This window comes from Pseudomonas sp. Nvir, from assembly GCF_963778085.1.
Taxonomy (GTDB): Bacteria; Pseudomonadota; Gammaproteobacteria; order Pseudomonadales; family Pseudomonadaceae; genus Aquipseudomonas; species Aquipseudomonas juntendi.
The window spans coordinates 556747-582724 of the sequence record NZ_OY970405.1 but is presented as its reverse complement, the minus strand read 5'-3'; the positions used below and the strand labels follow the sequence as shown (position 1 = coordinate 582724).

Annotated in this window: 30 protein-coding genes; 2 read left to right on the top strand and 28 right to left on the bottom strand. The window is 60.6% G+C overall.

The window, feature by feature from the left end:
* Positions 1-5 precede the first annotated feature (5 nt).
* The 6 genes from selB to fdnG form a co-directional block, all read right to left on the bottom strand.
* Positions 6-1928 (bottom strand): selenocysteine-specific translation elongation factor, encoded by a 1923-nt coding sequence (gene selB, locus AACG97_RS02955; RefSeq protein ID WP_047149815.1) that lies wholly within the window; start codon positions 1926-1928, stop codon positions 6-8.
* Positions 1925-3352 (bottom strand): L-seryl-tRNA(Sec) selenium transferase, encoded by a 1428-nt coding sequence (selA, locus tag AACG97_RS02950; RefSeq protein ID WP_144187466.1) that lies wholly within the window; start codon positions 3350-3352, stop codon positions 1925-1927. The genes selB and selA overlap by 4 nt, the downstream gene beginning before the upstream one ends.
* 162 nt (positions 3353-3514) lie before the next feature.
* Complete coding sequence (fdhE, locus tag AACG97_RS02945) at positions 3515-4435, bottom strand: formate dehydrogenase accessory protein FdhE (RefSeq protein WP_009685689.1); 921 nt, start codon at positions 4433-4435, stop codon at positions 3515-3517.
* Between the two features lie 4 nt (positions 4436-4439).
* Positions 4440-5096: a formate dehydrogenase subunit gamma gene (locus AACG97_RS02940; RefSeq protein WP_009685688.1), complete on the bottom strand. Its 657-nt coding sequence runs from the start codon at positions 5094-5096 to the stop codon at positions 4440-4442.
* The gene (gene fdxH, locus AACG97_RS02935; RefSeq protein ID WP_009685687.1) at positions 5093-6043 is read right to left on the bottom strand and encodes a formate dehydrogenase subunit beta; all 951 of its coding nucleotides are present in this window, start codon (positions 6041-6043) and stop codon (positions 5093-5095) included. The genes AACG97_RS02940 and fdxH overlap by 4 nt, the downstream gene beginning before the upstream one ends.
* Positions 6043-9111: a formate dehydrogenase-N subunit alpha gene (fdnG, locus tag AACG97_RS02930; protein WP_146226816.1), complete on the bottom strand. Its 3069-nt coding sequence runs from the start codon at positions 9109-9111 to the stop codon at positions 6043-6045. The genes fdxH and fdnG overlap by 1 nt, the downstream gene beginning before the upstream one ends.
* Before the next feature lie 205 nt (positions 9112-9316).
* Here fdnG and AACG97_RS02925 point away from each other — a divergent pair, with 205 nt between their 5' ends.
* The gene (locus tag AACG97_RS02925; RefSeq protein ID WP_144187462.1) at positions 9317-9646 is read left to right on the top strand and encodes a GlcG/HbpS family heme-binding protein; all 330 of its coding nucleotides are present in this window, start codon (positions 9317-9319) and stop codon (positions 9644-9646) included.
* A gap of 87 nt (positions 9647-9733) precedes the next feature.
* Here the strand turns inward: AACG97_RS02925 and AACG97_RS02920 are convergent, their stop codons facing one another.
* Complete coding sequence (locus AACG97_RS02920; protein ID WP_009681967.1) at positions 9734-10282, bottom strand: single-stranded DNA-binding protein; 549 nt, start codon at positions 10280-10282, stop codon at positions 9734-9736.
* Positions 10283-10291: 9 nt separating this feature from the next.
* The gene (locus AACG97_RS02915) at positions 10292-11686 is read right to left on the bottom strand and encodes an MFS transporter (protein ID WP_009681966.1); all 1395 of its coding nucleotides are present in this window, start codon (positions 11684-11686) and stop codon (positions 10292-10294) included.
* 129 nt (positions 11687-11815) lie between these two features.
* Between AACG97_RS02915 and uvrA the strand changes: the two genes are divergently transcribed.
* Positions 11816-14650: an excinuclease ABC subunit UvrA gene (gene uvrA, locus AACG97_RS02910; RefSeq protein WP_009681965.1), complete on the top strand. Its 2835-nt coding sequence runs from the start codon at positions 11816-11818 to the stop codon at positions 14648-14650.
* Positions 14651-14784: 134 nt separating this feature from the next.
* On the opposite strand, the gene bfr is transcribed toward uvrA, so the two are convergent.
* From bfr to rpsQ, 20 genes are all read right to left on the bottom strand, one after another.
* Positions 14785-15249, bottom strand: a complete 465-nt coding sequence (gene bfr, locus AACG97_RS02905; RefSeq protein ID WP_009681979.1) for a bacterioferritin — start codon at positions 15247-15249, stop codon at positions 14785-14787.
* A gap of 162 nt (positions 15250-15411) precedes the next feature.
* A complete protein-coding gene (locus AACG97_RS02900) occupies positions 15412-16851 on the bottom strand; it encodes a catalase (RefSeq protein ID WP_054904980.1) in 1440 nt (479 codons plus the stop codon).
* A gap of 172 nt (positions 16852-17023) precedes the next feature.
* Complete coding sequence (gene rplQ, locus AACG97_RS02895) at positions 17024-17410, bottom strand: 50S ribosomal protein L17 (RefSeq protein WP_003255451.1); 387 nt, start codon at positions 17408-17410, stop codon at positions 17024-17026.
* Positions 17411-17452: 42 nt separating this feature from the next.
* The gene (locus AACG97_RS02890; protein WP_003255452.1) at positions 17453-18454 is read right to left on the bottom strand and encodes a DNA-directed RNA polymerase subunit alpha; all 1002 of its coding nucleotides are present in this window, start codon (positions 18452-18454) and stop codon (positions 17453-17455) included.
* Between the two features lie 22 nt (positions 18455-18476).
* Positions 18477-19097, bottom strand: coding sequence for a 30S ribosomal protein S4 (gene rpsD / locus AACG97_RS02885; RefSeq protein WP_009681977.1), 621 nt, complete (start codon positions 19095-19097; stop codon positions 18477-18479).
* A 15-nt stretch (positions 19098-19112) separates the two neighbouring features.
* Entirely contained in the window at positions 19113-19502 is a 390-nt protein-coding gene (gene rpsK, locus AACG97_RS02880) for a 30S ribosomal protein S11 (protein ID WP_003255454.1), read from the bottom strand.
* 18 nt (positions 19503-19520) lie between these two features.
* Positions 19521-19877, bottom strand: a complete 357-nt coding sequence (gene rpsM, locus AACG97_RS02875) for a 30S ribosomal protein S13 (RefSeq protein ID WP_009681976.1) — start codon at positions 19875-19877, stop codon at positions 19521-19523.
* A 131-nt stretch (positions 19878-20008) separates the two neighbouring features.
* The gene (gene rpmJ / locus AACG97_RS02870; RefSeq protein ID WP_002555468.1) at positions 20009-20125 is read right to left on the bottom strand and encodes a 50S ribosomal protein L36; all 117 of its coding nucleotides are present in this window, start codon (positions 20123-20125) and stop codon (positions 20009-20011) included.
* A 28-nt stretch (positions 20126-20153) separates the two neighbouring features.
* Positions 20154-21485 carry a preprotein translocase subunit SecY gene (secY, locus tag AACG97_RS02865; protein WP_003257108.1) on the bottom strand — a complete coding sequence of 444 codons (1332 nt, stop codon included), beginning with the start codon at positions 21483-21485 and terminating at the stop codon, positions 20154-20156.
* The gene (gene rplO, locus AACG97_RS02860; RefSeq protein ID WP_003255461.1) at positions 21486-21920 is read right to left on the bottom strand and encodes a 50S ribosomal protein L15; all 435 of its coding nucleotides are present in this window, start codon (positions 21918-21920) and stop codon (positions 21486-21488) included.
* Between the two features lie 3 nt (positions 21921-21923).
* Positions 21924-22100 (bottom strand): 50S ribosomal protein L30, encoded by a 177-nt coding sequence (gene rpmD, locus AACG97_RS02855; protein WP_003255463.1) that lies wholly within the window; start codon positions 22098-22100, stop codon positions 21924-21926.
* A 2-nt stretch (positions 22101-22102) separates the two neighbouring features.
* Positions 22103-22603 carry a 30S ribosomal protein S5 gene (gene rpsE / locus AACG97_RS02850; RefSeq protein WP_003255465.1) on the bottom strand — a complete coding sequence of 167 codons (501 nt, stop codon included), beginning with the start codon at positions 22601-22603 and terminating at the stop codon, positions 22103-22105.
* Between the two features lie 3 nt (positions 22604-22606).
* Positions 22607-22957 (bottom strand): 50S ribosomal protein L18, encoded by a 351-nt coding sequence (gene rplR / locus AACG97_RS02845; protein WP_009681973.1) that lies wholly within the window; start codon positions 22955-22957, stop codon positions 22607-22609.
* A gap of 10 nt (positions 22958-22967) precedes the next feature.
* Complete coding sequence (gene rplF / locus AACG97_RS02840) at positions 22968-23501, bottom strand: 50S ribosomal protein L6 (protein WP_009681972.1); 534 nt, start codon at positions 23499-23501, stop codon at positions 22968-22970.
* A 12-nt stretch (positions 23502-23513) separates the two neighbouring features.
* Positions 23514-23906, bottom strand: a complete 393-nt coding sequence (rpsH, locus tag AACG97_RS02835; RefSeq protein ID WP_009681971.1) for a 30S ribosomal protein S8 — start codon at positions 23904-23906, stop codon at positions 23514-23516.
* 208 nt (positions 23907-24114) lie between these two features.
* The gene (gene rpsN / locus AACG97_RS02830; protein ID WP_009681970.1) at positions 24115-24420 is read right to left on the bottom strand and encodes a 30S ribosomal protein S14; all 306 of its coding nucleotides are present in this window, start codon (positions 24418-24420) and stop codon (positions 24115-24117) included.
* Between the two features lie 13 nt (positions 24421-24433).
* The gene (rplE, locus tag AACG97_RS02825; protein WP_003255474.1) at positions 24434-24973 is read right to left on the bottom strand and encodes a 50S ribosomal protein L5; all 540 of its coding nucleotides are present in this window, start codon (positions 24971-24973) and stop codon (positions 24434-24436) included.
* 20 nt (positions 24974-24993) lie between these two features.
* Positions 24994-25308 carry a 50S ribosomal protein L24 gene (gene rplX, locus AACG97_RS02820; protein ID WP_003255476.1) on the bottom strand — a complete coding sequence of 105 codons (315 nt, stop codon included), beginning with the start codon at positions 25306-25308 and terminating at the stop codon, positions 24994-24996.
* Between the two features lie 11 nt (positions 25309-25319).
* Positions 25320-25688, bottom strand: coding sequence for a 50S ribosomal protein L14 (gene rplN / locus AACG97_RS02815; protein ID WP_008089810.1), 369 nt, complete (start codon positions 25686-25688; stop codon positions 25320-25322).
* Positions 25689-25711: 23 nt separating this feature from the next.
* Entirely contained in the window at positions 25712-25978 is a 267-nt protein-coding gene (gene rpsQ, locus AACG97_RS02810; RefSeq protein WP_023534981.1) for a 30S ribosomal protein S17, read from the bottom strand.

Below are 25978 nucleotides of genomic sequence, written 5' to 3'. Positions count from 1 at the left end.
TGAACTCAGTGCCTGGCGTACTGCTGGGCCAGGGCGCTGTCAGCGCGAATGTGACGCTGCTCGGCCACCCTGCGGGTCAGGCCGATGCGGTCGAAGTATTCCAGAATCTGCACACTGCGCTTGCGACCGATGCCCAACATATCGCGAAATGCAGCAACCTGCACTACTGAAGTGCCAGCCGCCTGCCCCAGCAGCAGCTCTGCCATGCACTGTAGCGTCGCTGCGGGGTAGAACAGGTCGCGCACCACCTGGTGCACCACGCCCAAACGCGCCAGCTTGCGCAACAACAAACGAACGTCGGCTTCAAGGCAGTTCTCTTCTGCCGCCAATGTCCTGACCCAGGGCGGATCGAACTGCCCCGCCAGCAACCTGGGCTGCAGGCGCGCCCACAGTACCTCGTCGGCTTCACTCAACTGGACCTTGTGATCCGGCAAATGCAGCCAGGGCCCACTGGCGGCAATCACCCCTTCCTCTAGCAGTTCCTCAAGCAGGCTGACAAACGCAGGCCGCTCCAACGGCAATGCTGTAAAGCGTCGCAGGCGGTCACGGTCGGGGCCCAGCTGATCCGGTTCTTGCTCGTGGAAGCGGGCAAGTTGCGCCAGCACCTGCCGTTTCAGCGCCTGCCACTGGGCGCTGGCGAACAGCAGCTGGCCCTGTCGCGTGGCCACCACCAACACGTTCGCCGGTAGCTGCCAGGTTTCGCGCAGGCGATTGAACTGCCGCTCCAGGCGCTGTGGGTCGATACCACCGGGGGCACTGGCCAGCAGTGCCGGCAGCGCCTGCTCCAGGCCCTGGGCATCCCGCAGCACCTGCAGCTGGCGTAGACGCTCGTGGCTGCGGCGCTGGCGGCTGGGGGCAAACGGATCGAGTACCCTGCCGCCGCCCAAGGTGCGCTGAGCACGCTGGTCACGCAGTACCAGGCGGTCGCCATGCACGGCCTGCAACGGCGCATTGAGCAGTAACTGGGCAAACATGCGCTGGCCGGCGGCCAGGGTTTCACCTTCCAGCAACGCGACACGGGCCGTCACGTCCTGGGTGCCGAGGTGCACATGCACGGCACTGAAGTGCTCGAACGCCCGCAGCTCGCCCGGCAGCAGGTTCAACTCGATATCCACCCGAACACTGGGCGCGTGCAGCCACTGCGGCAGCAGCCAGTCGCCACGGTGAACTTGCTCCGCGCTAAGGCGTTCGGCTGCGATATTGAGCGCTACTCGCTGGCCGGCCTGCGCTACCTGCGCGGCCTGGTTTTGTGCATGCAGGCCCCGCACCCGCACCGCCTTGCCGGCCTTGCCCAGGACCAGGGTATCGCCGGCACTCACCCGGCCGGCCAGCGCCGTGCCAGTCACCACCACCCCCGCACCGGTAACGGCGAAGGCGCGGTCGATAGCCAGGCGAAAACCGCCTTGCGCACTGCGTTGCCGCACAGCGGTTTGCGCCTTCAGCAAGGCTTGGCGCAACGCGTCGATGCCCTCCCCGCCAAGGCTCGACACCGGGAACTGCCGCGCCCCGGCATAGGGCCCTGGCGCCAGCAGCTCACTGACCTGCGCCTGCACCTGGGCCAGGCGCGCCGGCTCGACGCGGTCGCACTTGCTGATCGCCACCAGTGCCTGGGGGATACCCAACAGCTCGATGATTGCCAGGTGCTCACGTGTCTGCGGCATGACGCCATCGTCTGCCGCCACCACCAGCAGCACCACGTCTATGCCATGGGCCCCGGCCAGCATGTTGTGGATAAACCGCTCGTGGCCCGGCACATCGATGAAGCCCGTCAGCGGTGCACCTTCGGCCAGCACCGCGTAGCGGTAACCCAGGTCGATGGTCATGCCCCGCTCACGCTCTTCCTGGCGCAGGTCACCGGCCTGGCCGGTCAGTGCCTTCAGCAGTGCGGTCTTGCCATGGTCGATGTGGCCGGCGGTACCAACGATCACTGCACCGGCCCCAACTGCAACGCCGGCAATTGCGCCAGCCATTGGGCTTCGTCGTCCAGCTGGCGCAGGTCCAGCCATAGCGCGTCGTCGTCGATACGACCAAGCACCGGCACCGGCAGGCCCCGCAGGGCTCGCTCCAGCACATGCAGGCTGCGCCCGCGCAACTTCTTCGACACCTGCGGGCGCAGGCACAGCGCGGCACTGGGCAGGCGCGCAACCGGCTGGCTGCCACTGCCTATCATGCCCAGCGCAGGTTCTACGCTGACGACCCATTGCGCACCAAGGCGGGCCTGGAGGTCTGGTAGCAGGCGTTCGGCCTGGGCCTGGATATCGGCCTGGCCACGGGTCAACAAGCGCAAACTGGGCAGGCGCTCGGCCAACCGATCCGGGTTGCGGTACAGCGCCAGCACCGCTTCGAGTGCGGCCAGGGTGATCTTGTCGACCCGCAGCGCACGCTTGAGCGGGTTTTTCTTGATCCTGGCGATCAATGCCTTGCGCCCGACGATGATCCCGGCCTGCGGGCCGCCCAGCAGCTTGTCGCCACTGAAGGTCACCAGATCGGCGCCATCAGCCAGGGCCTGGCGCACCGTGGGCTCGGCCGGCAGGCCCCAGCGGGTGAGATCGAGCAAACTACCGCTGCCGAGGTCTTCGAGCAGTGGCAGGTCATGCTGGTGGGCGATTCGCGCCAGCTCGGCGGTCGGCACCTGGGTGGTGAAACCTTGAATGCTGTAGTTGCTGCAGTGCACGCGCATCAGTAACCCGGTTCGCGGACCAATGGCAGCCTCGTAGTCGCGGGCATGGGTGCGGTTGGTGGTGCCGATCTCGTGCAGCTTCACCCCGGCGCGGGCCATGATGTCCGGGATGCGGAAGGCGCCACCGATCTCGATCAGTTCGCCGCGCGAGATAATGCCCTCCTTGCGCGCCCCCAGGCTGTTGAGCGCCAGCAGTACCGCCGCGGCATTGTTGTTGACCACGGTAACCGCCTCGGCGCCGGTCAGCTCGCGGATAAGGCCCTCGATCAGGTCGTCGCGGTCACCACGCTTGCCGCTGGCCAGGTCGAACTCCAGGTTGAGCGGGTAGCGGGCGGCGGTCTGCATCGCCTCGATGGCTTCTTCCGGCAGCAGGGCACGGCCGAGGTTGGTATGCAGCACGGTGCCGGTGAGGTTGAACACTCGGCGTACCTGGCTGCGTTGCTGGGCGGCCAGACGTTCGCCGGCGCGGCCCAGAAGGATCTCGAGAGACAGTTCGGCGGCACTGAGCTGGCCGCTGCGCGCGGGCTCCCGCAGGTCGTCCAGCAATTGGCGCAGGGTGCTCAAGACCGCATCGCGGCCGTGGCGGTCGATCAGTGGGAGGCAGGCCGGATGGCGCAGGAGGGTGTCGATGGACGGCAAGCGTGGGGTGTCGCTGGCGAGGCTGTTGGACATGCGGTACTACCTAGGATTGATCCGTCGTCGGTACTGGCCTGTTCGCGGGTGAGCCCGCCCCCACAAAAGCCTGCGCAGGTGTCTGATCCTGTACCAAGTCTTGTGGGAACCGGTTCATCCGCGAAGCAGGCGACTCGGTTTTTCAGTGTAGACACTCACCCACTAACCGGGCGCAAGCATCAGGTTGGGCGCCAGGCGATGAAAACCTTCCTCGTCCAGGCGCATGTCCAGCGCAAGGCTGGCCAGGTCGTCGGCCAAGGGCTCGGCCGCTGCGTCGTTTTCGAGGTAGTTCTGCTTGAGGTAGCTTTCACACCCCGGGCAGCACTCGGCCCGCAGGGGCGCCTTGCCGGGTAGATGGCGGTCATTCTCAAGGCTGGTATAGCGCAAGTCCTTGCTCGACTCGCAGTACACGCACTTGACCCGCACCACATGCCATTCACAGGCGCACAACGCGCACACCAGATAGCGCAGGCCGTTGTGCTTGCCACGGTTGCGTACCACCCCGGCCATCGCCGGCGAGCCGCAGGCCGGGCACTGGGCCAGGCTGCCAGCGGGTTTGAGTTCAGGCGCCGGCAATGCCAGCAGCCAGCTGGACCAGGCCGCCTGCAACGCAGCCCCGAGCAATGGCACCAGTGCGGGCGGCACCGCGTCATACTGCCCTGCCAGCAACGCGAACCCCCAGCCTTTGCGCTGGTTGTCATCACTGCCACGCAGCACCTGCAAGGCCTCCGCCAACGGACCCTGGGGTTCGTCGCCAAAGTGACCGAGCAAGGCCTGCAGCCAGACCAGCCAAGCCCCGTCACGTACCAGGCTGTCTGCCGCCAGCGGCGGCAAACCATGGCTTATGCACAGGCGCTGGCGCGCCTCAGCCACCGGCAGGGCGCCAGGGGGGTTATCCACAAGCTGCTGCTGCACACGGCACAACCGCGCAACCAGCCTCAGGTAGTCGCCCAGGGCATTGCCCTGGGCCAGCGTGTCCAAACGCGCAGCCCGCACTTCAAACAGGTTGGCCGGCGGCAGGTGCAGAAACGGCGGCATCACCGCCGACGCTTCGATCTGCCCAGGTTCGAGTATCGTGCTCAAGCGCTCATCCTTCTTTTCGTCCGTGATGACTCGGCGGCTTGTCGCCAGTCACCTCGCGGTACCACAGTTCATGGTGCTTGCGTGCCCAGGCGCGGCTTACCCAGCCGTGCAGCATGGCGCCAATCGAGCCTTTGATCCAGATACCGGCGTAGATGTGCACGATAATGCTGAGGATCAGCACGAAGGCCGCCAGTGCATGCAGCAACGCCGACAGGCGAATTACCTCGATGCCGAACCAGTGGCTGAAATACGCTCGCCAGATCACCACACCACTGACCAGCAAGACCAGCATGCACACCAGCAGAGTCCAGAACAGCAGCTTCTGCCCGGCGTTGTACTTGCCGATTGGCGGTACGCCCTCCTCCTGGTTACGCATTACCCGGTCAACCCGCCGCAGCCAGAGGCGATCATTCGCGGTGATGAAGTTGGCCCGCCAGAACCGCACCACCAGGCCAACGAAGAACACGAACATCGCCACCCCCAGAAACGGGTGCAGGATGCGCGTCCACGGCCCACCGCCAAACAGGTTGCTGAGCCAGAACAGTGCCGGGTGAAACAGCGCCAACCCCGACAGCCCGGCGAGAAAGAACAGGATCGCCACCAGCCAGTGGTTGCTGCGCTCGTTGGCGTTGTAGCGCAAGATGGGTTTGTTGTCGTTCATGGCCGCTGCTCCCCTTGCCCACCGGGCTTGCTCGGATCATAGACATGCACTGCAGGGTCCACTGTCTGCACGCTCGGGTCGGCCGCGGCCGGGTGTTCGTCCTCCTCCACCCGCTGTGGCCCGACCCGCACATAGTGGAAGAACCCGGCCAGCACCGCTGCGCCCATCGCCAACAACGCCAGGGGCTTGGTAAAGCCCTTCCACAACCCTACCAGGGGGCTGATCACCGGCTGGTCCGGCAGGCCGGCATACAGCTTGGGGGTATCGGCATGGTGCAACACGTACATCACGTGGGTACCGCCGACGCCATCCGGGTCATACAACCCGGCGTTGTCGTAGCCACGCGATTTCAGGTCGACGATGCGTTCGGCGGCATGCACCTTCATCTCGTCCTTGGTGCCGAACACAATTGCCCCGGTCGGGCAGGTTTTCACACAGGCCGGCTCCAGGCCCACGGTCACGCGGTCGGAGCACAGGGTGCACTTGTACGCCTTGTGGTCTTTCTGCGAGATGCGCGGAATGTTGAACGGGCAGCCGGTGATGCAATAGCCACAGCCAATACAGTGGTCCTGGTTGAAGTCGACGATACCGTTGGCATGCTTGATGATCGCCCCTGGGCTTGGGCACGCCTTGAGGCAGCCTGGCTCGGCACAATGCATGCAGCCGTCCTTGCGGATCAGCCATTCCAGGTTGCCGTCGTCGCGCTCGTGCTCGGTAAAGCGCATCAGCGTCCAGGTCTCGGCAGTGAGGTCCTGGGGATTGTCGTAGGTGCCGTGGTTGTGGCCGACCTCGTCACGCAGTTCGTTCCACTCCGAACACGCCACCTGGCAAGCCTTGCAGCCGATGCACTTGGTGGTGTCGATCAGCTTGGCGACTTCCTGCTGCTGGCGTACCGAGGGCGGCACGGTGGTGGTGGCCGAGCGGGCGATGATGTCTTGGCTGGCCATCAGAGTTTCTCCACTTTGACGAGGAACGACTTGGACTCTGGCGTCTGCGTGTTGCCGTCACCCAGGAATGGCACCAGGGTGTTGGTCAGGTAGCCATGCCGGGTTGCGCCGGTGAAGCCCCAGTGCAGCGGAATGCCGATCTGGTGCACGGTCTGGTTGTTGACCTGCAGCGGGCGAATCCGCTTGGTCACGACCGCCACCGCGTCGATATGGCCACGCTTGCTCGACACCCGCACCCGGTCGCCAGCCTTGATGCCTTTTTCATTGGCCAGCACCTCGCCGATCTCGACGAACTGCTCGGGCTGGGCGATGGCGTTGAGCCGGCAATGCTTGCTCCAGAAGTGGAAGTGCTCGGTCAGCCGGTAGGTGGTCGCCGCGTACGGGAATTCATCGTGCTTGCCGAGGGTGTCCCATACCGAGTCGAAGATGCGCCCGGCCGGGTTGCTGATCGCCTTCTTGTTCTGCGGGTGCAGCGGGTTGATGCCAATCGGTGTTTCGAACGGCTCGTAGTGCTCGGGGAACGGGCCTTCGGCCATCTTGTCGATGGCGAAGAACCGCGCCACGCCCTCGGGGTTCATGATGAACGGGTTCATCCCCGCCTCGGGTGGCGAGTCGACCTTGAAGTCGGGCACGTCGGTCCCGGTCCAGGTCTTGCCGTTCCACCACACCAGGCGTTTCTTTTCCGGATCCCAAGGCTGGCCTTGCGGGTCGCTGGAGGCACGGTTGTAGAGGATGCGGCGGTTGGCCGGCCAAGCCCAGGCCCAGTTCTGCACCTGGTGCATGCCGTACGGGTCGCTGTTGTCGCGGCGAGCCATCTGGTTGCCCTGCTCGGTCCAGCAGCCGGCAAAGATCCAACACCCCGATGCCGTGCTGCCATCGTCCTTGAGTTGACCGAAGCCCGACAATTGCTGGCCAGCCTTGAGGGCTGCACCGGCAGCATCGGTAAGGTCGGTGACCGCCCAGCCGTTCATTTCCTTGGCCAATTCCTCGGGGGATGGCTCATCAGCAATCTTGTACGGCCAGCTGATGTTCATGATCGCATCAGGGTAGGTACCGCCCTCGGTCTGGTAACGCTGACGCAGGCGCAGGAACAGCTCGCTCATGATCTGCACGTCGGTGCGGGTTTCGCCCGGCCCGTCGGCACCTTTCCAGTGCCACTGCAGCCAGCGGCTGCTGTTGACCAGCGAGCCATCTTCCTCAGCGAAGCAGGTGGTGGGCAGGCGGATCACTTCGGTCTGGATATTGGCCGTGTCCACGTCGTTGAACGGCCCCATGTTGCGCCAGAACTCCGAGGTTTCGGTGGCGAGCGGGTCCATGACCACTAGCCACTTGAGCTTGGCCAAAGCCGCAGTAACGCGGTTCTTGTCCGGCAGCGCGGCGATGGGGTTGAAGCCTTGGCACATGTAGCCGTTGACCTTGCCCTGGCCCATCATCTCGAACATGCGCAGCACATCGTAAGCCGGCACATCGAGCTTGGGCAGCCAGTCATAGCCCCAGTTGTTTTCAGCCGTGGCGTTGGCACCGTACCAGGCCTTCATCAGGCTGACATGGAACTTGCCGTAGTTCTGCCAGTAAGACAGCTGCCCCGGGCGCAGCGGTTTGGAGGCGCGCTTGTCGATATAGGCGGCGTAATCCTGCTCGGCATCGCCGGCCAGCGTCAGGTAGCCCGGCAGCGAATTGGACAGCAGGCCAAGGTCGGTGAGGCCCTGGATGTTGGAGTGGCCGCGCAACGCGTTGACCCCACCACCGGGCATGCCCACGTTACCCAGCAGCAACTGCACCATGGCGGCACTGCGGATGATTTGCGCACCGATCGAGTGTTGCGTCCAACCCAGGGCGTAAAGAATCGTCATGGTCTTGCCCGGGACCGAGCAGCTGGCGATCTCTTCCCAGACTTTCATCATGGCGTCCTGCGGCATGCCACAGGTCATGCTCGCCAACGCCGGGGTATAGCGGCTGTAGTGCTGCTTCATCAGCTGGAACACGCAGCGCGGGTGCTGCAGTGTCGGGTCGACCTTGGCGTAGCCATCCTCACCCAGCTCATAACCCCAGCCGGACTTGTCGGCATACACGCGCTTGGCCTCGTCGTAGCCGCTGAACAGCCCGTCTTCGAAGCCATAGTTCTCTTTGACGATGAAAGACACGTCGGTGTAATTGCGCACGTATTCGTGCTGGATCTTGTCGTTGCTCAGCAGGTAGTTGATCAGCCCACCCATGAAGGCGATGTCGGTACCGGTACGGATTGGCGCGTAGTAGTCGGCCACCGAAGCCGTTCGGGTAAATCGCGGGTCGACCACGATAAGCCGCGCCTTGTTGTGCGCTTTGGCCTCGGTCACCCATTTGAAGCCGCACGGATGCGCTTCTGCTGCGTTGCCACCCATCACCAGGACCAGATTCGCGTTGGCGATATCTGACCAGTGGTTGGTCATGGCGCCACGGCCGTACGTCGGGGCAAGACTTGCCACCGTCGGGCCATGTCAGACACGTGCTTGGTTATCGAACCCCAGCATGCCTGTTGCGCGGATGACCTTGTGGGTCAGGTAGCCCGCCTCGCTTGAGGCGGCGGAGGCAGCGAGAAAACCGGTGGTGAGCCAGCGGTTGACGGTTTGCCCCTGGGCGTTCTTCTCGATGAAGTTGGCGTCACGGTCCTGCTTCATCAGGTCGGCAACGCGGTCCAGGGCCTCGTCCCAGCTGACCCGCACCCATTCCTGGCTGCCAGGCTTGCGCACCTCTGGGTACTGCAGGCGGCTCGGGCTGTGGATAAAGTCCAGCAGGCCGGCACCCTTCGGACAGAGGGTGCCGCGGTTGACCGGGTGGTCGGCGTCACCTTCGATATGAATGATGTTCTGTTTGACGTTCTTGCCCGCATCGCCCTGGCTGTACAGGATCAGGCCGCAGCCGACCGAACAGTAAGGGCAGGTATTTCGGGTCTCTTTGGTGTGCGCCAGCTTGAAGTGGCGCACCTGCTCGGCAAAGGCTGGCGTGGGGGCCATGCCCAACGCCGCCAGGCTCGAGCCTCCAAGGCCGATAGCGGCGACCTTGAAGAATTGCCGACGGTTCAGGTCCATCGTGCACTCCTGATCAGGTTTGGACGCACGAAACATTGCCGGCGCCTCTTGGTAGTCACGGTGGCGGGCCAAATTCTGCTCGCCAATGGATAAGACTAGTCAAGAATCGAGAAGGTGCGATGACATGTGTCAGGTAGAGAGCACTATGCCGGGTTACGGGGCTCATCACTTTCGGAAATGGACTACATAACTTCGCTCAGTCGTCATCAGCATCATCGACAACCACGGTAAGCCCAAGTATTTGCACCGTATGGACGGCGCAGACAAAGCCAGTATCAAGCTGGCGCAACTCAAGGCTGAGACTTCTGCCCGATTCCCCTTGGCCTCGCCCACCTCTGGCGAACACAGCCCTGCACACCCGGCTAAACCCTATGCATCGTTGCCGGGGCTCACCTTGCTGGAGGGAGGCCTGCCAATCATGGATAAGAACGGCCTGCACATCGGCGGCATCGGCATCAGCGGCGCAACGCCGGAGCTGGATGCGCAGTTCACCCGGGTGGCGCTTGAAGAACTGGGTGGTGAAAGCACCCTCTGAGGTGACTGCGCTGGCCTGCCGCATTCATAAAAAAACCCAGGGCCAAGGCCCTGGGTTTCTGGTTTCGCTAGCCGCCTGATGTTCTGATCAGAACGGAATATCGTCATCGAAGCTATCGAAGTCAGCAGCCGGCTGAGGCGCTGGCTGCTGTGGCGCCGGGCGCTGAGGGGCCTGTTGCGGGCGCTGGGCCTGCTGGCGCGGCGGGGCCTGGTTGTACTGCTGTTGACCACCACCCTGGTTGTAGTTGCCGCCACCCTGGTTGTACGGATCACCGCCCTGCTGCTGGCCCTGCGGGCGCCCGCCGAGCAGCTGCATGGTGCCGTTGATGTCGACGATGATCTCGGTGGTGTAACGCTTGATGCCGTCTTTTTCCCACTCGCGGGTCTGCAGCTTGCCTTCGATGTAGCACTGCGAACCTTTACGCAGGTACTCGCCGGCAATTTCGGCAACCTTGCCGAACAGCGACACACGGTGCCACTCGGTACGCTCGACCTTCTGGCCCGACTGCTTGTCAGTCCACTGCTCGCTGGTAGCCAGGCTCAGGTTGGTCACGGCATTACCGTTGGGCAGGTAGCGGACTTCGGGATCCTGGCCACAAGTGCCGACCAGAATGACTTTGTTAACCCCACGGGCCATAACGTTCTCCTAGGCTTCGCACGCCGAAGAGGCTGGATTCACCAGTCGCTCGAGGGTCGCACGGTCCAAAATTTTCGTATCCAGTTTGATATAGATGGCCGCTTCTTCAGCAACCACCACAGCGTCGGTCACACCCGGCACGGCCATCAGTCGCTCGGTCAGGCCGGCTTCCCGGGCTGCCTCTGGCGTCAGCGGCATGCGCAAGCTGGTCACATACGGCGGCTCGTTCATGGACAACGCGACGATCAGCCAGATTGCACACAATACCGCGCAGCCGAGGAATACCGTGTCCAACCCACCGTGCTGGAACAGCCAGCCACCCAGAATTCCACCCAGTGCCGCACCAAGGAACTGGCTGGTGGAATAAACCCCCATTGCCGTGCCCTTGCCACCGGCAGGCGACACCTTGCTCACCAGCGAAGGCAGCGAGGCCTCTAGCAGGTTGAATGCGGTAAAGAATACCACGGTGCCGATCACCAGTCCGCGCAAACCGTCAGCCCACTCCCAGAAGTATATCTCTGTCAGCAGCAGGACACTGACTGCACCGGCCAACACACGCTTCATCTTGCGCTTTTTTTCGCCGTAGATGATGAACGGCACCATTGCAAAAAATGAGATGAACAGTGCGGTCAGGTAGACCCACCAGTGCTGCTCTTTTGGCAGCCCGCCACGCTCGACGAAGGCCAGGGGCAGCGCGACGAAGCTGGCCATGAGGACGGCATGCAGCACGAAGATGCTCACGTCCAGGCGCAAAAGGTCCGGATGACGCAGGGTCGGGCCGAGTGCCTTGCGCGCCACACCCGACTCGCGGTGCTGCAGAAGGCTGTGGGTACTGGGCACGACGAAGGCGATCAGCAGGATGCCGACCAGGGCAAGCCCGGCAGTGGCAAGGAACAATCCTGACAAACCAAAGGCACTTGTCAGCAGTGGCCCGACGACCATGGCCACGGCAAACGACAGGCCGATGCTCATGCCGATCATGGCCATGGCCTTGGTCCGGTGTTGTTCACGGGTCAGGTCCGAGAGCAGCGCCATGACGGCAGCCGAAATTGCCCCGGCACCTTGCAGGATGCGCCCCGCGATCACCCCCCAGATAGAGTCGGCCTGGGCCGCCAGGACACTGCCCAGGGCAAAGATCACCAACCCCAGGTAGATGATCGGACGCCGCCCGATGCGGTCGGAAATCATCCCGAACGGAATCTGCAATACCGCCTGGGTCAGGCCATAGGCCCCGATGGCCAGGCCAATCAGCGCAGGTGTGGCACCGGCCAGGTCCATGCCGTAGGTGGCCAGTACCGGCAAGACCATGAACATGCCCAGCATACGAAAGGCAAAGACCAGGGCCAGGCCACCAGCAGCGCGGGTTTCGCTGCTGCTCATGCGCTCGTTGTGGGTGTCATGCATGGCGTAACCTCGTGTGAACCGGCGGCGATTCTATCAGTCCGACAGCTTGACGGCATCTACGCGACGCTTTGCCGCGTACTGGCAGGGGGCCGTATAATTCTTTGTTTATGCCCGCCAAGCGAGGCCGCAGTGGACAAGATCCTGATTCGTGGGGCACGTACCCACAACCTGAAGAACATCGACCTGACCTTGCCCCGGGACAAGCTGATCGTGATCACCGGCCTGTCCGGTTCCGGCAAGTCTTCGCTGGCGTTCGATACCCTGTACGCCGAAGGCCAGCGCCGCTACGTGGAATCGTTGTCGGCCTACGCCCGGCAATTCCTGTCGATGATGGAAAAGCCCGACGTCGACACGATCGAAGGTCTGTCCCCGGCAATCTCCATCGAACAGAAGTCGACGTCGCATAACCCGCGCTCGACGGTCGGCACCATCACCGAGATCTACGACTACTTGCGCCTGCTGTACGCCCGCGTCGGTACCCCACGCTGCCCGGACCACGACATTCCGCTGGAGGCGCAAACCGTCAGCCAGATGGTCGACCTGGTGCTGGAGCGCCCCGAAGGCAGCAAGCTGATGCTTCTGGCGCCGGTGGTGCGCGAGCGCAAGGGCGAGCACCTGGCAGTGTTCGATGAAATGCGCGCGCAGGGTTTCGTGCGCGCCCGGGTCAACGGCAAGCTCTATGAGCTTGATGAGTTGCCCAAGCTGGACAAGCAGAAGAAGCACAGCATCGATGTGGTAGTAGACCGCTTCAAGGTGCGCGCCGACCTGCAGCAGCGCCTGGCCGAATCGTTCGAAACTGCGCTGAAACTGGCCGACGGGATTGCCCTGGTGGCACCGATGGACGACGAGCAAGGCGAAGAGACGATCTTCTCCGCCCGTTTCGCCTGCCCGGTGTGCGGCCACGCGATCAGCGAGCTGGAGCCCAAGCTGTTTTCCTTCAACAACCCGGCGGGTGCCTGCCCGACTTGCGACGGCCTGGGTGTGAAGCAGTTCTTCGACACCAAGCGCCTGGTCAATGCCGAGCTTACCTTGGCCGAGGGCGCCATCCGCGGCTGGGACCGCCGCAACGTGTACTACTTCCAGATGCTCGGCTCACTGGCGGCACACTACGGCTTCAGCCTGGAAGAGCCGTTTGGCGAGCTGTCTGCCGAACACCAGAAGGTGATCCTGCAAGGCAGCGGCAAGCACAGTGTCGACTTCAAGTACCTCAACGACCGCGGCGATATCGTCAAGCGCTCGCACCCGTTCGAAGGCATTGTGCCGAACCTGGAGCGCCGCTACCGCGAGACCGAATCGGCCACCGTGCGTGAAGAACTGGCCAAGTTCCTCGGCACCCAGCCCTGCCCGGACTGCCGCGGCACCCGCCTGCGTCGCGAAGCGCGCCACGTGTGGGTTGGCGAGAAAACCCTGCCGGCGGTCACCAACCTGCCCATTGGCGATGCCAGCAGCTATTTTGCCGAACTGACCCTGACCGGCCGCCGCGGCGAAATTGCCTCGAAAATCCTCAAGGAAATCTGCGAACGCCTGCAGTTCCTGGTCAACGTCGGCCTCGACTACCTCACCCTGGACCGCAGTGCCGACACCTTGTCGGGGGGCGAGGCCCAGCGTATCCGCCTGGCCAGCCAGATCGGCGCAGGCCTGGTGGGGGTGATGTACATTCTCGACGAACCGTCGATCGGCCTTCATCAACGCGACAACGACCGCCTGCTGGCGACGCTCAATCACCTGCGCGACCTGGGTAACACGGTCATTGTGGTGGAGCATGATGAAGACGCCATCCGCCTGGCGGACTACGTAGTGGACATCGGCCCAGGTGCGGGCGTACATGGCGGGCAGATCGTCGCCGAGGGTTCGCCGCAGGAGGTCATGGACCATCCTGACTCGCTGACGGGCAAATACCTGTCGGGGCGCAAGAAGATCGTCGTGCCCGCCAAGCGCACGCCGCGCAACAAGAAGCTGCAACTCAAGCTGAAGGGGGCACGCGGCAACAACCTGCAGAATGTTGACCTCGAGGTGCCGATTGGCTTGTTGACGTGCGTGACCGGGGTATCTGGCTCGGGCAAGTCGACGCTGATCAACAACACCCTGTACCCGCTGGCAGCGTCCGCCCTGAATGGCGCGAGCAGCATCGAGGCGGCGCCCCACAGCAGCATGGACGGCCTGCAGCACCTGGACAAGGTCGTGGATATCGACCAGAGCCCGATTGGCCGTACCCCGCGCTCGAACCCGGCTACCTACACCGGCATTTTTACTCCGATCCGTGAGCTGTTCTCCGGCGTGCCCGAGTCGCGCTCCCGCGGTTATGGCCCTGGGCGCTTCTCGTTCAACGTCAAGGGCGGCCGCTGCGAGGCCTGCCAGGGCGATGGCTTGATCAAGGTGGAAATGCACTTCCTGCCGGACATCTACGTACCCTGCGACGTATGCAAGAGCAAGCGCTACAACCGCGAGACCCTGGAGATCAAGTACAAGGGCAAGAACATCCACGAGGTGCTGGAGATGACCATCGAGGATGCCCGCGAGTTCTTCGATGCGGTGCCGGCATTGGCGCGCAAGCTGCAAACACTGATGGACGTGGGTTTGTCCTACATCAAGCTGGGGCAGTCGGCGACCACCCTGTCCGGTGGTGAGGCGCAACGGGTCAAGCTATCCCGCGAGCTGTCCAAGCGTGACACCGGCAAGACCCTGTATATCCTCGACGAGCCGACCACTGGCCTGCACTTTGCCGATATTCAGCAGTTGCTGGATGTGCTGCACCGCCTGCGCGACCACGGCAACACCGTGGTGGTGATCGAGCACAACCTGGATGTGATCAAGACGGCCGACTGGCTGGTGGACCTGGGGCCAGAGGGTGGCTCCAAGGGTGGGCAGATCATTGCCTGCGGTACGCCGGAAGAACTGAGCGAGATGAAACAGTCGTATACCGGGCATTACTTGAAACCGCTGCTGGAGCGGGATCGGGCCTAAGGCATTTGGGGGCGCTTTGCGCCCCATCGCGACACAAGGCCGCTCCTACAGGCGATCGCATCAACCTTTGGGTGGCGCGATCGCCTGTAGGAGCGGCCTTGTGTCGCGATGGGCTGCAAAGCAGCCCCCGGCTATTACATCTGCGATTGCAGGTAGTTCTCCAGGCCAATGGCCTTGATCAGACCCTGCTGCTTTTCCAGCCAGTAGGTATGATCTTCTTCAGTGTCGGCCAACTGCGCACGCAGAATGTCGCGGCTGACATAGTCCTTGTGCAATTCGCACAACTCGATGCCTTTGCACAACGCAGCGCGCACTTTGTATTCAAGCTTGAGGTCGGCTTCGATCATTTCCGGCACGGTGCTGCCGACTTCCAGATCGTCTGCGCGCATGTCAGGTGTACCTTCCAGCATGAGGATACGACGCATCAGCGCATCAGCGTGTTGCGCCTCTTCTTCCATCTCGTGGTTGATACGCTCGTAGAGTTTGGACAGGCCCCAGTCTTCGTACATGCGCGAATGAATGAAGTACTGGTCGCGTGCCGCCAGTTCGCCCTTCAGCAGCGTGACGAGGTAGTTGATTACGTCCGGATGGCCTTGCATCGCCCTGTTTCTCCATGTGGAAGCTTCTATGCCGCATAGTGTGAACCAGCTTTTGCCGAAGGTCACTGAAAAAGGGGCAATCCGGGCAAAAAATCGGCTAAACAGTAGTGATATTCATTGAAAAACCGCCCAAATGAGGGCGGTTCTTCTTATCACTTCGAGTTAAGCGAGATTCACGCCCAACGCCTTGGCGATACCTTCGCCATAGGCCGGGTCAGCCATGAAGAAATACTGCAACTGGCGCTGGATGACATCGTCACTGACCCCTGCCATGGCCCCGGCGATGTTGCTGATCAGCAGCGCCTTCTGCTCGTTGCTCATCAAGCGGAACAGCGCGCCGGCGTGGCTGTAGTAGTCGTTGTCCTCACGGTGATCATGGCGGTCCGCTGCACCGGTGAGCGCCAGTGCCGGTTCAGCGTGACGCGGTGACTGCTTGGGTGCGTCGGCGTAGCTATTAGGCTCGTAATTCGGCGCCGCACCATAACTGCCGGTCGCCATGGAGCCGTCGCGCTGGTAGCTGTTCACAGCGCAGCGCGGTGCATTCACCGGCAGTTGCTGGTGGTTGGTACCGACACGGTAGCGGTGGGCGTCAGCGTAGGCGAATACGCGGCCCTGCAGCATGCGGTCGGGTGACAGACCAACGCCAGGCACCATGTTGCTAGGCCCAAACGCTGCTTGCTCGACTTCAGCGAAATAGTTGAGCGGGTTCCGGTTAAGCTCCAGCACCCCCACCTCGATCAGCGGGTAGTCCTTCTGCGACCAGGTTTTGGTGACGTCGAACGGGTTTTCCTTACGGCTCGCCGCCTCCGCTTCGCTCATGACCTGCATGCACACGGTCCAACGCGGGTAGTCACCACGCTCGATGGCTGCAAACAAGTCGCGCTGCGCATAGTCCGGATCGGTACCGGCCAGGCGTGCCGCTTCTGCGGGGGCGAGGTTCTTGATGCCTTGCTGGGTCTTGAAGTGCCACTTCACCCAGGTGCGCTCGCCTTTCTGGTTGATCAGGCTGTAGGTGTGGCTGCCAAAGCCGTGCATATGGCGATAGCCATCAGGGATGCCTCTATCCGAGAACAGAATGGTGACCTGATGCAGCGCTTCAGGCGAATGCGACCAGAAGTCCCACATCATCTGGGCATTCTTGAGGTTGGTCTGTGGGTGGCGCTTCTGGGTGTGGATAAAGTCCGGGAACTTCAACGGGTCGCGAATGAAGAACACGGGGGTGTTGTTGCCCACAATGTCCCAGTTGCCTTCTTCGGTATAAAACTTTACAGCGAAGCCACGCGGGTCACGCTCGGTATCGGCTGAACCACGCTCGCCACCGACGGTGGAAAAACGCAGGAAGGTTTCGGTTTGCTTGCCGATTTCGCCGAAAAGCTTGGCGCTGGTGTAGGCCGTTATATCGCGGGTGACGGTGAAGGTGCCGTACGCACCCGAACCCTTGGCGTGTACGCGGCGCTCCGGAATGTTCTCGCGATTGAAATGGGCGAGTTTCTCGATGAGGTGGAAGTCGTCGAGCAACAATGGGCCACGTGGGCCGGCGGAGCGGGAGTTCTGGTTGTCGGCTACTGGTGCACCGCTGGCGGTGGTAAGAGTCTTGCTCATGGGCTCTCCTTATCGGTCTTCGAACGCCGGCTGATCGGCTATGGCGAGAGTATCGATGAGCCAGGCTGCTAGAGCAAATTCATTGGCTGACTTGTATCAATAGAAATAAACAATAGCTGCAGATACAAAAAACCGGGCACTAGGCCCGGTTCTTTGTAGCAGACAGAACGTCTTACTCAGCAGCTTCTACAGCACCGCCGACAGGACGATCAACCAGCTCGACGTACGCCATAGGCGCGTTGTCGCCAGCGCGGAAACCGCACTTCAGGATGCGCAGGTAGCCGCCCTGACGGGTGGCGTAGCGCTTGCCCAGGTCGTTGAACAGTTTGCCAACAGCGGACTTCGAACGGGTACGGTCGAAGGCCAGACGACGGTTAGCAACGCTGTCTTCCTTGGCCAGGGTGATCAGCGGCTCGGCAACGCGGCGCAGTTCCTTGGCTTTCGGCAGGGTGGTTTTGATCAGCTCGTGCTCGATCAACGACACTGCCATGTTCTGGAACATAGCCTTGCGGTGAGAGCTGGTACGGCTCAGGTGACGTCCACTTTTACGATGACGCATGATTCATTCCTTACCAAACACTACGTTCGGTGATTACGACGATCAGGCGGTCGCCTTGTCGTCTTTCTTAAGACTTGCAGGCGGCCAGTTGTCGAGGCGCATGCCGAGAGACAGACCACGAGAGGCCAGGACGTCCTTGATTTCAGTCAGGGACTTCTTGCCGAGGTTAGGAGTTTTCAACAGCTCTACTTCGGTACGCTGAATCAGGTCGCCGATGTAGTAGATGTTCTCCGCCTTCAGGCAGTTGGCCGAACGTACAGTCAGTTCCAGGTCGTCAACCGGACGCAGCAGGATCGGATCGATCTCGTCTTCCTGCTCGACTACGACAGGCTCGCTGTCACCTTTGAGGTCGACGAACGCGGCCAGCTGCTGTTGCAGGATGGTCGCAGCGCGGCGGATAGCCTCTTCAGGGTCCAGGGTGCCGTTGGTTTCCAGATCAATGACCAGTTTGTCCAGGTTGGTACGCTGTTCAACACGGGCGTTCTCGACCACATAGGCGATACGACGCACCGGGCTGAACGAAGCGTCCAACTGCAGACGGCCAATGCTACGGCTTTCGTCTTCGTCGGTTTGACGGGAGTCGGCCGGCTCGTAACCACGACCACGAGCTACAGTGAGCTTCATGTTCAGGGCGCCGTTCGACGCCAGGTTCGCGATTACGTGATCGGGGTTGACGATCTCGACATCGTGATCCAGCTGAATATCGGCAGCGGTAACCACCCCCGAACCCTTTTTCGACAAGGTCAGCGTAACTTCGTCACGACCGTGCAGTTTGATAGCCAGGCCTTTCAGGTTCAACAGGATTTCAATGACGTCTTCCTGAACACCTTCGATCGCGGAGTACTCATGGAGTACGCCATCGATCTCGGCCTCGACTACTGCACAGCCAGGCATGGAGGACAACAGGATGCGGCGCAGCGCGTTGCCCAGGGTATGGCCGAAACCACGCTCGAGAGGCTCGAGCGTAATCTTGGCGCGGGTCGGACTGACTACCTGCACATCAATATGGCGGGGAGTCAGGAACTCATTTACCGAAATCTGCATGGATGCACCTATTTTCTAGCCCTTACTTGGAGTAGAGCTCGACAATCAGGTTCTCGTTGATGTCGGCAGACAGGTCGCTGCGAGCAGGAACGTTCTTGAAAACGCCCGACTTTTTGGCAGCATCCACGTCAACCCACTCAACGCGGCCACGCTGGGCGCAGAGTTCAAGGGCTTGAACAATGCGCAGCTGGCTCAGCGACTTCTCGCGAACCGCGACCACGTCACCCGGACGAACTTGGTAGGATGGAATGTTTACAGTTTTACCGTTGACGCTGATCGCTTTGTGCGAAACCAGCTGACGGGACTCGGAACGAGTCGAGCCGAAGCCCATACGGTAAACGACGTTATCCAGACGGCACTCGAGCAGTTGCAGCAGGTTCTCACCGGTTGCGCCTTTTTTCGAGGCAGCAGCTTGGTAGTAACCGCGGAACTGACGCTCCAGAACACCGTAGATACGACGAACTTTTTGTTTCTCACGCAGCTGGGTGCCGTAGTCGGACTGACGGCCACGGCGCTGGCCGTGGATACCTGGGGCTGCTTCGATGTTGCACTTCGATTCCAGAGCGCGAACGCCGCTCTTCAGGAACAGGTCAGTGCCTTCACGACGAGACAGTTTGCATTTTGGACCAATGTAACGTGCCATTCTTCTGTCTCCTGATTACACGCGACGCTTCTTCGGCGGACGGCACCCGTTGTGCGGGATAGGCGTCACGTCGGTGATGCTGGCGATCTTGTAGCCGCAGCTGTTCAATGCACGAACGGCGGACTCACGACCTGGACCTGGACCCTTGACGTTTACGTCGAGGTTTTTCAGACCGTATTCCAGCGCAGCTTGACCAGCACGCTCAGCAGCAATCTGAGCTGCGAACGGGGTGGATTTGCGCGAACCACGGAAACCCGAACCACCGGAGGTCGCCCAGGACAAAGCATTGCCCTGACGGTCGGTGATGGTCACGATGGTGTTGTTGAAAGATGCATGGATGTGGGCGATGCCATCAACCACTGTCTTTTTAACTTTTTTACGAGGACGAGCAGCAGGTTTTGCCATGTCTATATTCCTGGGCGATTACTTGCGGATCGGCTTACGCGGGCCCTTACGGGTGCGTGCGTTGGTCTTGGTGCGCTGACCGCGAACCGGCAGACCTTTACGATGACGCAGGCCGCGGTAGCAACCCAGGTCCATCAAGCGCTTGATCTTCATGTTGACGTCACGACGCAGGTCACCTTCAGTGGTGAACTTCGCGACTTCGCCACGCAGGGTTTCGATTTGCTCGTCGCTCAGATCCTTGATCTTTGCGGCTGGGTTTACACCAGCGTCTACACAGATCTTCTGTGCAGTTGTGCGACCGACACCATAGATGTAGGTCAGCGAGATAACAGTATGCTTGTTATCTGGAATGTTGACGCCTGCAATACGGGCCATTCAGTGGGACTCCAATTGACAGCTACCTACGCCCCGGAAGCCAAGAAATAGGGCGCGAGATAATATCGCTGTAGAAACGAATAATCAACCCAGCAGCACACTAGCTGCTGGGTTTGAAGCGCAGATCACACTCAGCCTTGGCGCTGTTTGTGACGCGGTTCCGCGCTGCAGATCACTCGTACGACGCCTTCGCGACGGATGATCTTGCAGTTACGGCACAGCTTTTTCACCGATGCACGAACTTTCATTACCGACTCCTCGAACCTTAGGGGCGTATCAGCGCAGCAGGCCGCTGCCACCGTAGCCTTTCAGGTTGGCTTTCTTCATCAGGGATTCGTACTGGTGCGAAACGAGGTGCGATTGTACTTGGGACATGAAGTCCATCACAACCACTACCACAATCAGCAACGAGGTCCCGCCAAGGTAGAACGGCACATTTGCTGCCACCACCAGGAACTGGGGCAGAAGGCAGACGGCCATCATGTAAAGAGCACCGAACATGGTCAAACGGGTCAGTACGCCATCAATGTAGCGCGCCGACTGCTCACCAGGACGGATACCCGGAATAAAGGCACCGGACTTCTTCAGGTTTTCCGCTACGTCTTTCGGGTTGAACATCAACGCTGTGTAGAAGAAGCAGAAGAAAATGATCCCTGCACTAAACAGCAGAATGTTCAACGGCTGACCAGGAGCGATCGACTGCGAGATGTCCTGCAGCCAGCCCATACCTTCGGACTGACCGAACCAGGCACCCAGCGAAGCCGGGAACAGCAAAATGCTGCTCGCGAAAATGGCCGGGATAACCCCCGCCATGTTCACCTTCAACGGCAAGTGGCTGGTCTGCGCAGCGAAGACCTTGCGGCCCTGCTGACGCTTGGCGTAGTGAACGGCGATACGACGCTGACCACGCTCAATGAACACCACGAAACCGATAATCGCTACTGCCAGCAAACCGATTGCGACCAGGGCGAAAATGTTGATATCGCCTGTGCGTGCAGACTCGAAAGACTGCCCGATTGCTCTCGGAAGACCGGCAACGATACCCGCGAAGATCAACATCGAGATACCGTTGCCCACACCGCGCTCGGTGATCTGCTCGCCCAGCCACATCATGAACATCGCGCCCGCCACGAAAGTGGACACGGCGACGACATGGAAGCCCAGGCCTACAGAAAACGCCACGCCCTGGTTGGCCAGGCCAATGGACATGCCAATGGCTTGAACCAGTGCCAGGATAACGGTGCCGTAGCGGGTGTACTGGCTGATCTTGCGACGGCCAGCTTCACCTTCCTTCTTCAACTGCTCCAGTTGCGGGCTGACCGCAGTCATCAGCTGCATGATGATCGATGCCGAGATGTACGGCATGATCCCCAGTGCAAAGATGCTCATGCGCTCGAGCGCGCCACCGGAAAACATGTTGAACAAGCTAAGAATGGTCCCCTCATTCTGCCGAAACAGATCCGCCAGACGGTCCGGATTGATGCCAGGTACCGGGATATGTGCGCCTATCCGATAGACGATGATCGCCATGAACAGAAAGCGCAGACGAGCCCAGAGTTCCGACATCCCGCCCTTACCGAGCGAAGAGAGAGCACCTTGCTTAGCCATTTATTCCTCGAATTTGCCGCCAGCTGCTTCGATAGCCGCACGCGCACCCTTGGTGGCTGCGATACCCTTGATGGTGACTGCGCGAGTAACTTCGCCAGACAGCATGATTTTCACACGCTGAATGTGCTGGTTGATCACGTTGGCATCCTTCAGGGATTGCACGGAGATCACGTCGCCTTCCACTTTGGCCAGCTCGGACAGACGCACTTCAGCGCGGTCCATGGCTTTCAGGGAAACGAAGCCGAACTTCGGCAGACGACGGTGCAGCGGCTGTTGACCGCCTTCGAAGCCAGGAGCGATCGAACCACCCGAACGGGAAGTCTGACCTTTGTGGCCACGGCCGCCGGTCTTACCCAGACCGCTACCGATACCACGACCTGGACGATGCTTCTCGCGACGGGAACCCGGCGCTGGACTCAGATCATTGAGTTTCATCGATTAGCCCTCGACCTTCAGCATGTAGTAAGCCTTGTTGATCATCCCGCGGTTCTCGGGAGTATCCTGGACTTCTACAGTGTGACCGATGCGACGCAGACCCAGGCCTTTAACACACAGTTTGTGGTTAGGCAGACGGCCCGAGACGCTCTTGATCAGCGTTACTTTTACGGTTGCCATGATCAGAAGATCTCCTCGACGCTCTTGCCGCGCTTGGCAGCAATGGATTCAGGAGATTGCATGGCTTTCAGACCCTTGAAGGTGGCGTAAACCACGTTCACTGGGTTGGTCGAACCGTAGCACTTGGCCAGAACGTTCTGAACACCAGCAACTTCCAGGACAGCACGCATTGCGCCACCGGCGATGATACCGGTACCTTCCGAAGCAGGCTGCATGTAAACCTTCGAGGCGCCGTGGGCAGCCTTGGTGGCGTACTGCAGGGTAGTGCCCTTCAGGTCAACCTGGATCATGTTGCGACGGGCAGCTTCCATGGCTTTCTGGATCGCGGCTGGTACTTCGCGCGATTTGCCACGGCCGAAGCCGACACGACCTTTACCATCACCTACCACGGTCAGCGCGGTGAAGGTGAAGATACGGCCGCCTTTTACGGTTTTGGCAACGCGGTTAACTTGAACCAGCTTCTCGATGTAGCCTTCGTCGCGCTTTTGATCGTTATTTGCCATAACTTAGAACTCCAGCCCGCCTTCACGAGCAGCATCAGCCAGCGCTTTGACGCGGCCATGGTACTTGAAGCCGGAACGGTCAAAGGCAACTTGAGATACACCGGCGGCTTTCGCACGCTCAGCTACCAGCTTGCCAACCTTAGTGGCCGCGTCGATGTTGCCAGTGGCGCCATCACGCAGTTCTTTGTCCAAGGTCGAGGCGCTTGCCAGAACCTTGCTGCCGTCGGCCGAAATGACCTGGGCGTAGATGTGCTGCGAGGAGCGGAACACGCACAGGCGCACGACTTCGAGTTCGTGCATCTTGAGACGTGCTTTGCGAGCGCGACGCAGTCGAATAACTTTTTTGTCGGTCATTTACTAGGCCCTACTTCTTCTTGGCTTCTTTACGACGGACTACTTCGTCCGCGTAACGCACACCTTTACCTTTGTAAGGCTCTGGCGGACGGAAGTCGCGGATTTCAGCGGCCACCTGACCCACCAGCTGCTTGTCGATACCCTTGATCAGGATGTCGGTCTGGCTTGGGGTTTCAGCGGTGATACCGGCTGGCAGTTCGTAGTCCACTGGGTGCGAGAAGCCCAGAGCCAGGTTCAGGACGGTGCCTTTAGCCTGTGCCTTGTAACCAACACCGACCAGCTGGAGCTTGCGCTCGAAGCCTTGGCTTACGCCTTGGACCATGTTGTTCACCAGAGCGCGGGTGGTACCGGCCATGGCGCGAGCTTGCTGGTCACCGTTGCGAGCGACGAAACGCAGCTCGCCAGATTCTTCGGTAACTTCAACAGACGAGTGAACGTTCAGTTCGAGAGTGCCTTTGGCACCCTTCACCGAAAGCTGCTGGCCGGCGAATTTGACTTCGACGCCTGCTGGCAGCTTAACGGGGTTCTTAGCGACGCGAGACATGCCTATCTCCCCTTAGAACACTGTGCACAGAACTTCGCCGCCGACACCGGCAGCGCGCGCAGCGCGATCAGTCATCACACCTTTGTTGGTGGAGACGATAGACACGCCCAGACCGCCACGTACTTTCGGCAGCTCTGCGACGGACTTGTACTGGCGCAGGCCTGGACGGCTGGAGCGCTTCAGTTCTTCGATGACCGGACGGCCTTCGAAATACTTCAGTTCGATCGACAGGGAAGGCTTGGCCTCACCAGTTACCTGGTAGCCAGCGATGTAACCTTCGTCTTTCAGAACTTTGGCAACCGCGACCTTCAGGGTGGAGGAAGGCATGCTTACGACGGACTTTTCAGCCATCTGGGCATTACGGATGCGAGTTAGCATGTCCGCTAACGGGTCCTGCATACTCATGGGCTAGATGCTCCTGATACAAGAATTATTAGCCTTGCGGCTATCACAACCACCCGAACAGGCAGGGGAAAACCCCAGGCTCAGGTGAGCCGGTCATTCTAGACACAAGGTAGAAACGAAACAAGCCCCATGTAGGGGCTTGTTTGATGGCAAGGTCACCGGCGGTCGGAAGATTGCTCCCCTTGCGCCGGGATCTTGCCTGCAGCGATTACCAGGAGGCCTTGACCAGACCTGGTACGTCACCGCGCATTGCAGCTTGACGCAGCATGTTACGGCCCAGGCCGAACTTACGGTATACACCGTGAGGACGACCGGTCAGGCGGCAACGGTTGCGCAGGCGCGAAGCGCTAGCGTCGCGTGGCTGCTTCTGCAGAGCGACTACGGCAGCGAAACGCTCTTCAGGAGAGGCGTTGACGTTGACGATGGTCGCTTTCAGTTCAGCACGCTTCTTAGCGAACTTGGCTACCGTGAGCTGACGCTTCAGCTCGCGGTTTTTCATGCTCTTCTTGGCCATTTTCCTACTCCAATCAGTTGCGGAACGGGAACTTGAAAGCACGCAGCAGAGCGCGGCCTTCGTCGTCCGAACGAGCAGTGGTGGTCAGGGTGATGTCCAAACCGCGCAGAGCATCGATCTTGTCGTAGTCGATTTCCGGGAAGATGATCTGCTCTTTCACGCCCATGCTGTAGTTGCCACGACCATCGAAGGACTTGGCATTCAGGCCGCGGAAGTCGCGGACCCGAGGCAGGGAGATCGCCAGCAGGCGGTCCAGGAATTCGTACATCTTGTCGCTACGCAGGGTCACCTTGACGCCGATCGGCCAGCCTTCGCGGACTTTGAAGCCAGCGATGGACTTGCGAGCGAAAGTCACAACCGGCTTTTGACCGGTGATCTTTTCCAGGTCGGCAACAGCGTGCTCGATGACTTTCTTGTCGCCGATCGCTTCGCCCAGACCCATGTTCAGGGTGATCTTGGTAACGCGCGGAACTTCCATCACGTTCGACAGCTTAAGTTCTTCCTTAAGCTTAGGAGCGATTTCGTTCCGGTAAATCTCTTTCAGTCGTGCCATGGTCTTCTACCTAGCAGTGTTCAAGCATCAACCGCTTTTTGGGTCGACTTGAAGACACGAATTTTTTTACCGTCTTCTACTTTGAAGCCAACGCGATCAGCCTTGTTGGTTTCACCGTTGAAGATGGCAACGTTGGAAGCGTGCAGAGGCGCTTCTTTCTCGACGATACCGCCCTGTACGCCCGCCATCGGGTTAGGCTTGGTATGACGCTTGACCAGGTTCACACCACCGATGACCAGACGGTCATCAGCCAGAACCTTCAGCACCTTACCGCGCTTACCTTTGTCTTTGCCGGCGATCACGATGATCTCGTCGTCACGACGAATCTTTTGCATGTCGGATCTCCTTACAGCACTTCAGGGGCGAGCGAGACGATCTTCATGAACTTCTCGGTACGAAGTTCACGGGTCACTGGCCCGAAGATGCGAGTGCCGATCGGCTCTTGCTTGGTGTTCAGCAGAACAGCAGCGTTGCCGTCGAAACGAATGATGGAACCGTCAGCGCGACGTACACCGTGACGGGTACGGACGACAACAGCAGTCATCACCTGGCCTTTTTTGACCTTACCGCGCGGAATTGCTTCCTTGACGGTTACTTTGATGATGTCACCGATGCCGGCGTAACGGCGGTGCGAGCCGCCGAGCACCTTGATGCACATGACGCGACGAGCGCCGCTGTTATCGGCCACATCGAGCATGGATTGAGTCTGAATCATAAAATTTCTCCGACCCCTAGCCCTTAGACTTCAACAGCGCGTTCGAGGACTTCAACCAGTGCCCAGGACTTGGTCTTGGCCAGCGGACGGGTTTCGGTAATGGAAACCTTGTCGCCGATTTTGCACTGGTTGGTTTCGTCGTGCGCGTGCAGCTTAGTCGAACGCTTAACGTATTTACCGTAGATCGGGTGCTTGACGCGACGCTCGATCAGAACGGTGATGGTCTTGTCCATTTTGTCGCTGACGACACGGCCAGTCAGCGTACGGACGGTTTTTTCAGCTTCAGCCAT

Bases quoted from the DNA above. Each gene is read 5' to 3' on its own strand.
- rpsE (WP_003255465.1), bottom strand. From the start codon at position 22,603: ATGGCAAATAACGATCAAAAGCGCGACGAAGGCTACATCGAGAAGCTG.
- rpsN (WP_009681970.1), bottom strand. From the start codon at position 24,420: ATGGCCAAGAAGAGCATGAAAAACCGCGAGCTGAAGCGTCAGCTCACG.
- rplN (WP_008089810.1), bottom strand. From the start codon at position 25,688: ATGATTCAGACTCAATCCATGCTCGATGTGGCCGATAACAGCGGCGCT.
- rpsM (WP_009681976.1), bottom strand. From the start codon at position 19,877: ATGGCCCGTATTGCAGGCGTCAACATTCCAGATAACAAGCATACTGTT.
- AACG97_RS02890 (WP_003255452.1), bottom strand. From the start codon at position 18,454: ATGCAGATTTCGGTAAATGAGTTCCTGACTCCCCGCCATATTGATGTG.
- rplQ (WP_003255451.1), bottom strand. From the start codon at position 17,410: ATGCGTCATCGTAAAAGTGGACGTCACCTGAGCCGTACCAGCTCTCAC.
- rplF (WP_009681972.1), bottom strand. From the start codon at position 23,501: ATGTCTCGCGTCGCTAAGAACCCCGTTAAGCTGCCAGCAGGCGTCGAA.
- fdxH (WP_009685687.1), bottom strand. From the start codon at position 6,043: ATGGCCAGCCAAGACATCATCGCCCGCTCGGCCACCACCACCGTGCCG.
- secY (WP_003257108.1), bottom strand. From the start codon at position 21,485: ATGGCTAAGCAAGGTGCTCTCTCTTCGCTCGGTAAGGGCGGGATGTCG.
- AACG97_RS02915 (WP_009681966.1), bottom strand. From the start codon at position 11,686: ATGCATGACACCCACAACGAGCGCATGAGCAGCAGCGAAACCCGCGCT.
- rpsQ (WP_023534981.1), bottom strand. From the start codon at position 25,978: ATGGCTGAAGCTGAAAAAACCGTCCGTACGCTGACTGGCCGTGTCGTC.
- rpsK (WP_003255454.1), bottom strand. From the start codon at position 19,502: ATGGCAAAACCTGCTGCTCGTCCTCGTAAAAAAGTTAAAAAGACAGTG.
- selA (WP_144187466.1), bottom strand. From the start codon at position 3,352: ATGTCCAACAGCCTCGCCAGCGACACCCCACGCTTGCCGTCCATCGAC.
- rpsH (WP_009681971.1), bottom strand. From the start codon at position 23,906: ATGAGTATGCAGGACCCGTTAGCGGACATGCTAACTCGCATCCGTAAT.
- AACG97_RS02900 (WP_054904980.1), bottom strand. From the start codon at position 16,851: ATGAGCAAGACTCTTACCACCGCCAGCGGTGCACCAGTAGCCGACAAC.
- rplR (WP_009681973.1), bottom strand. From the start codon at position 22,957: ATGACCGACAAAAAAGTTATTCGACTGCGTCGCGCTCGCAAAGCACGT.
- AACG97_RS02920 (WP_009681967.1), bottom strand. From the start codon at position 10,282: ATGGCCCGTGGGGTTAACAAAGTCATTCTGGTCGGCACTTGTGGCCAG.
- rpmJ (WP_002555468.1), bottom strand. From the start codon at position 20,125: ATGAAAGTTCGTGCATCGGTGAAAAAGCTGTGCCGTAACTGCAAGATC.
- rpmD (WP_003255463.1), bottom strand. From the start codon at position 22,100: ATGGCAACCGTAAAAGTAACGCTGATCAAGAGCGTCTCGGGCCGTCTG.
- bfr (WP_009681979.1), bottom strand. From the start codon at position 15,249: ATGCAAGGCCATCCGGACGTAATCAACTACCTCGTCACGCTGCTGAAG.
- rpsD (WP_009681977.1), bottom strand. From the start codon at position 19,097: ATGGCACGTTACATTGGTCCAAAATGCAAACTGTCTCGTCGTGAAGGC.
- rplX (WP_003255476.1), bottom strand. From the start codon at position 25,308: ATGCAAAAGATTCGTCGTGACGACGAGATCATCGTGATCGCCGGCAAA.
- rplO (WP_003255461.1), bottom strand. From the start codon at position 21,920: ATGAAACTCAATGATCTGAGTCCAGCGCCGGGTTCCCGTCGCGAGAAG.
- rplE (WP_003255474.1), bottom strand. From the start codon at position 24,973: ATGGCACGACTGAAAGAGATTTACCGGAACGAAATCGCTCCTAAGCTT.
- AACG97_RS02940 (WP_009685688.1), bottom strand. From the start codon at position 5,096: ATGAACGACAACAAACCCATCTTGCGCTACAACGCCAACGAGCGCAGC.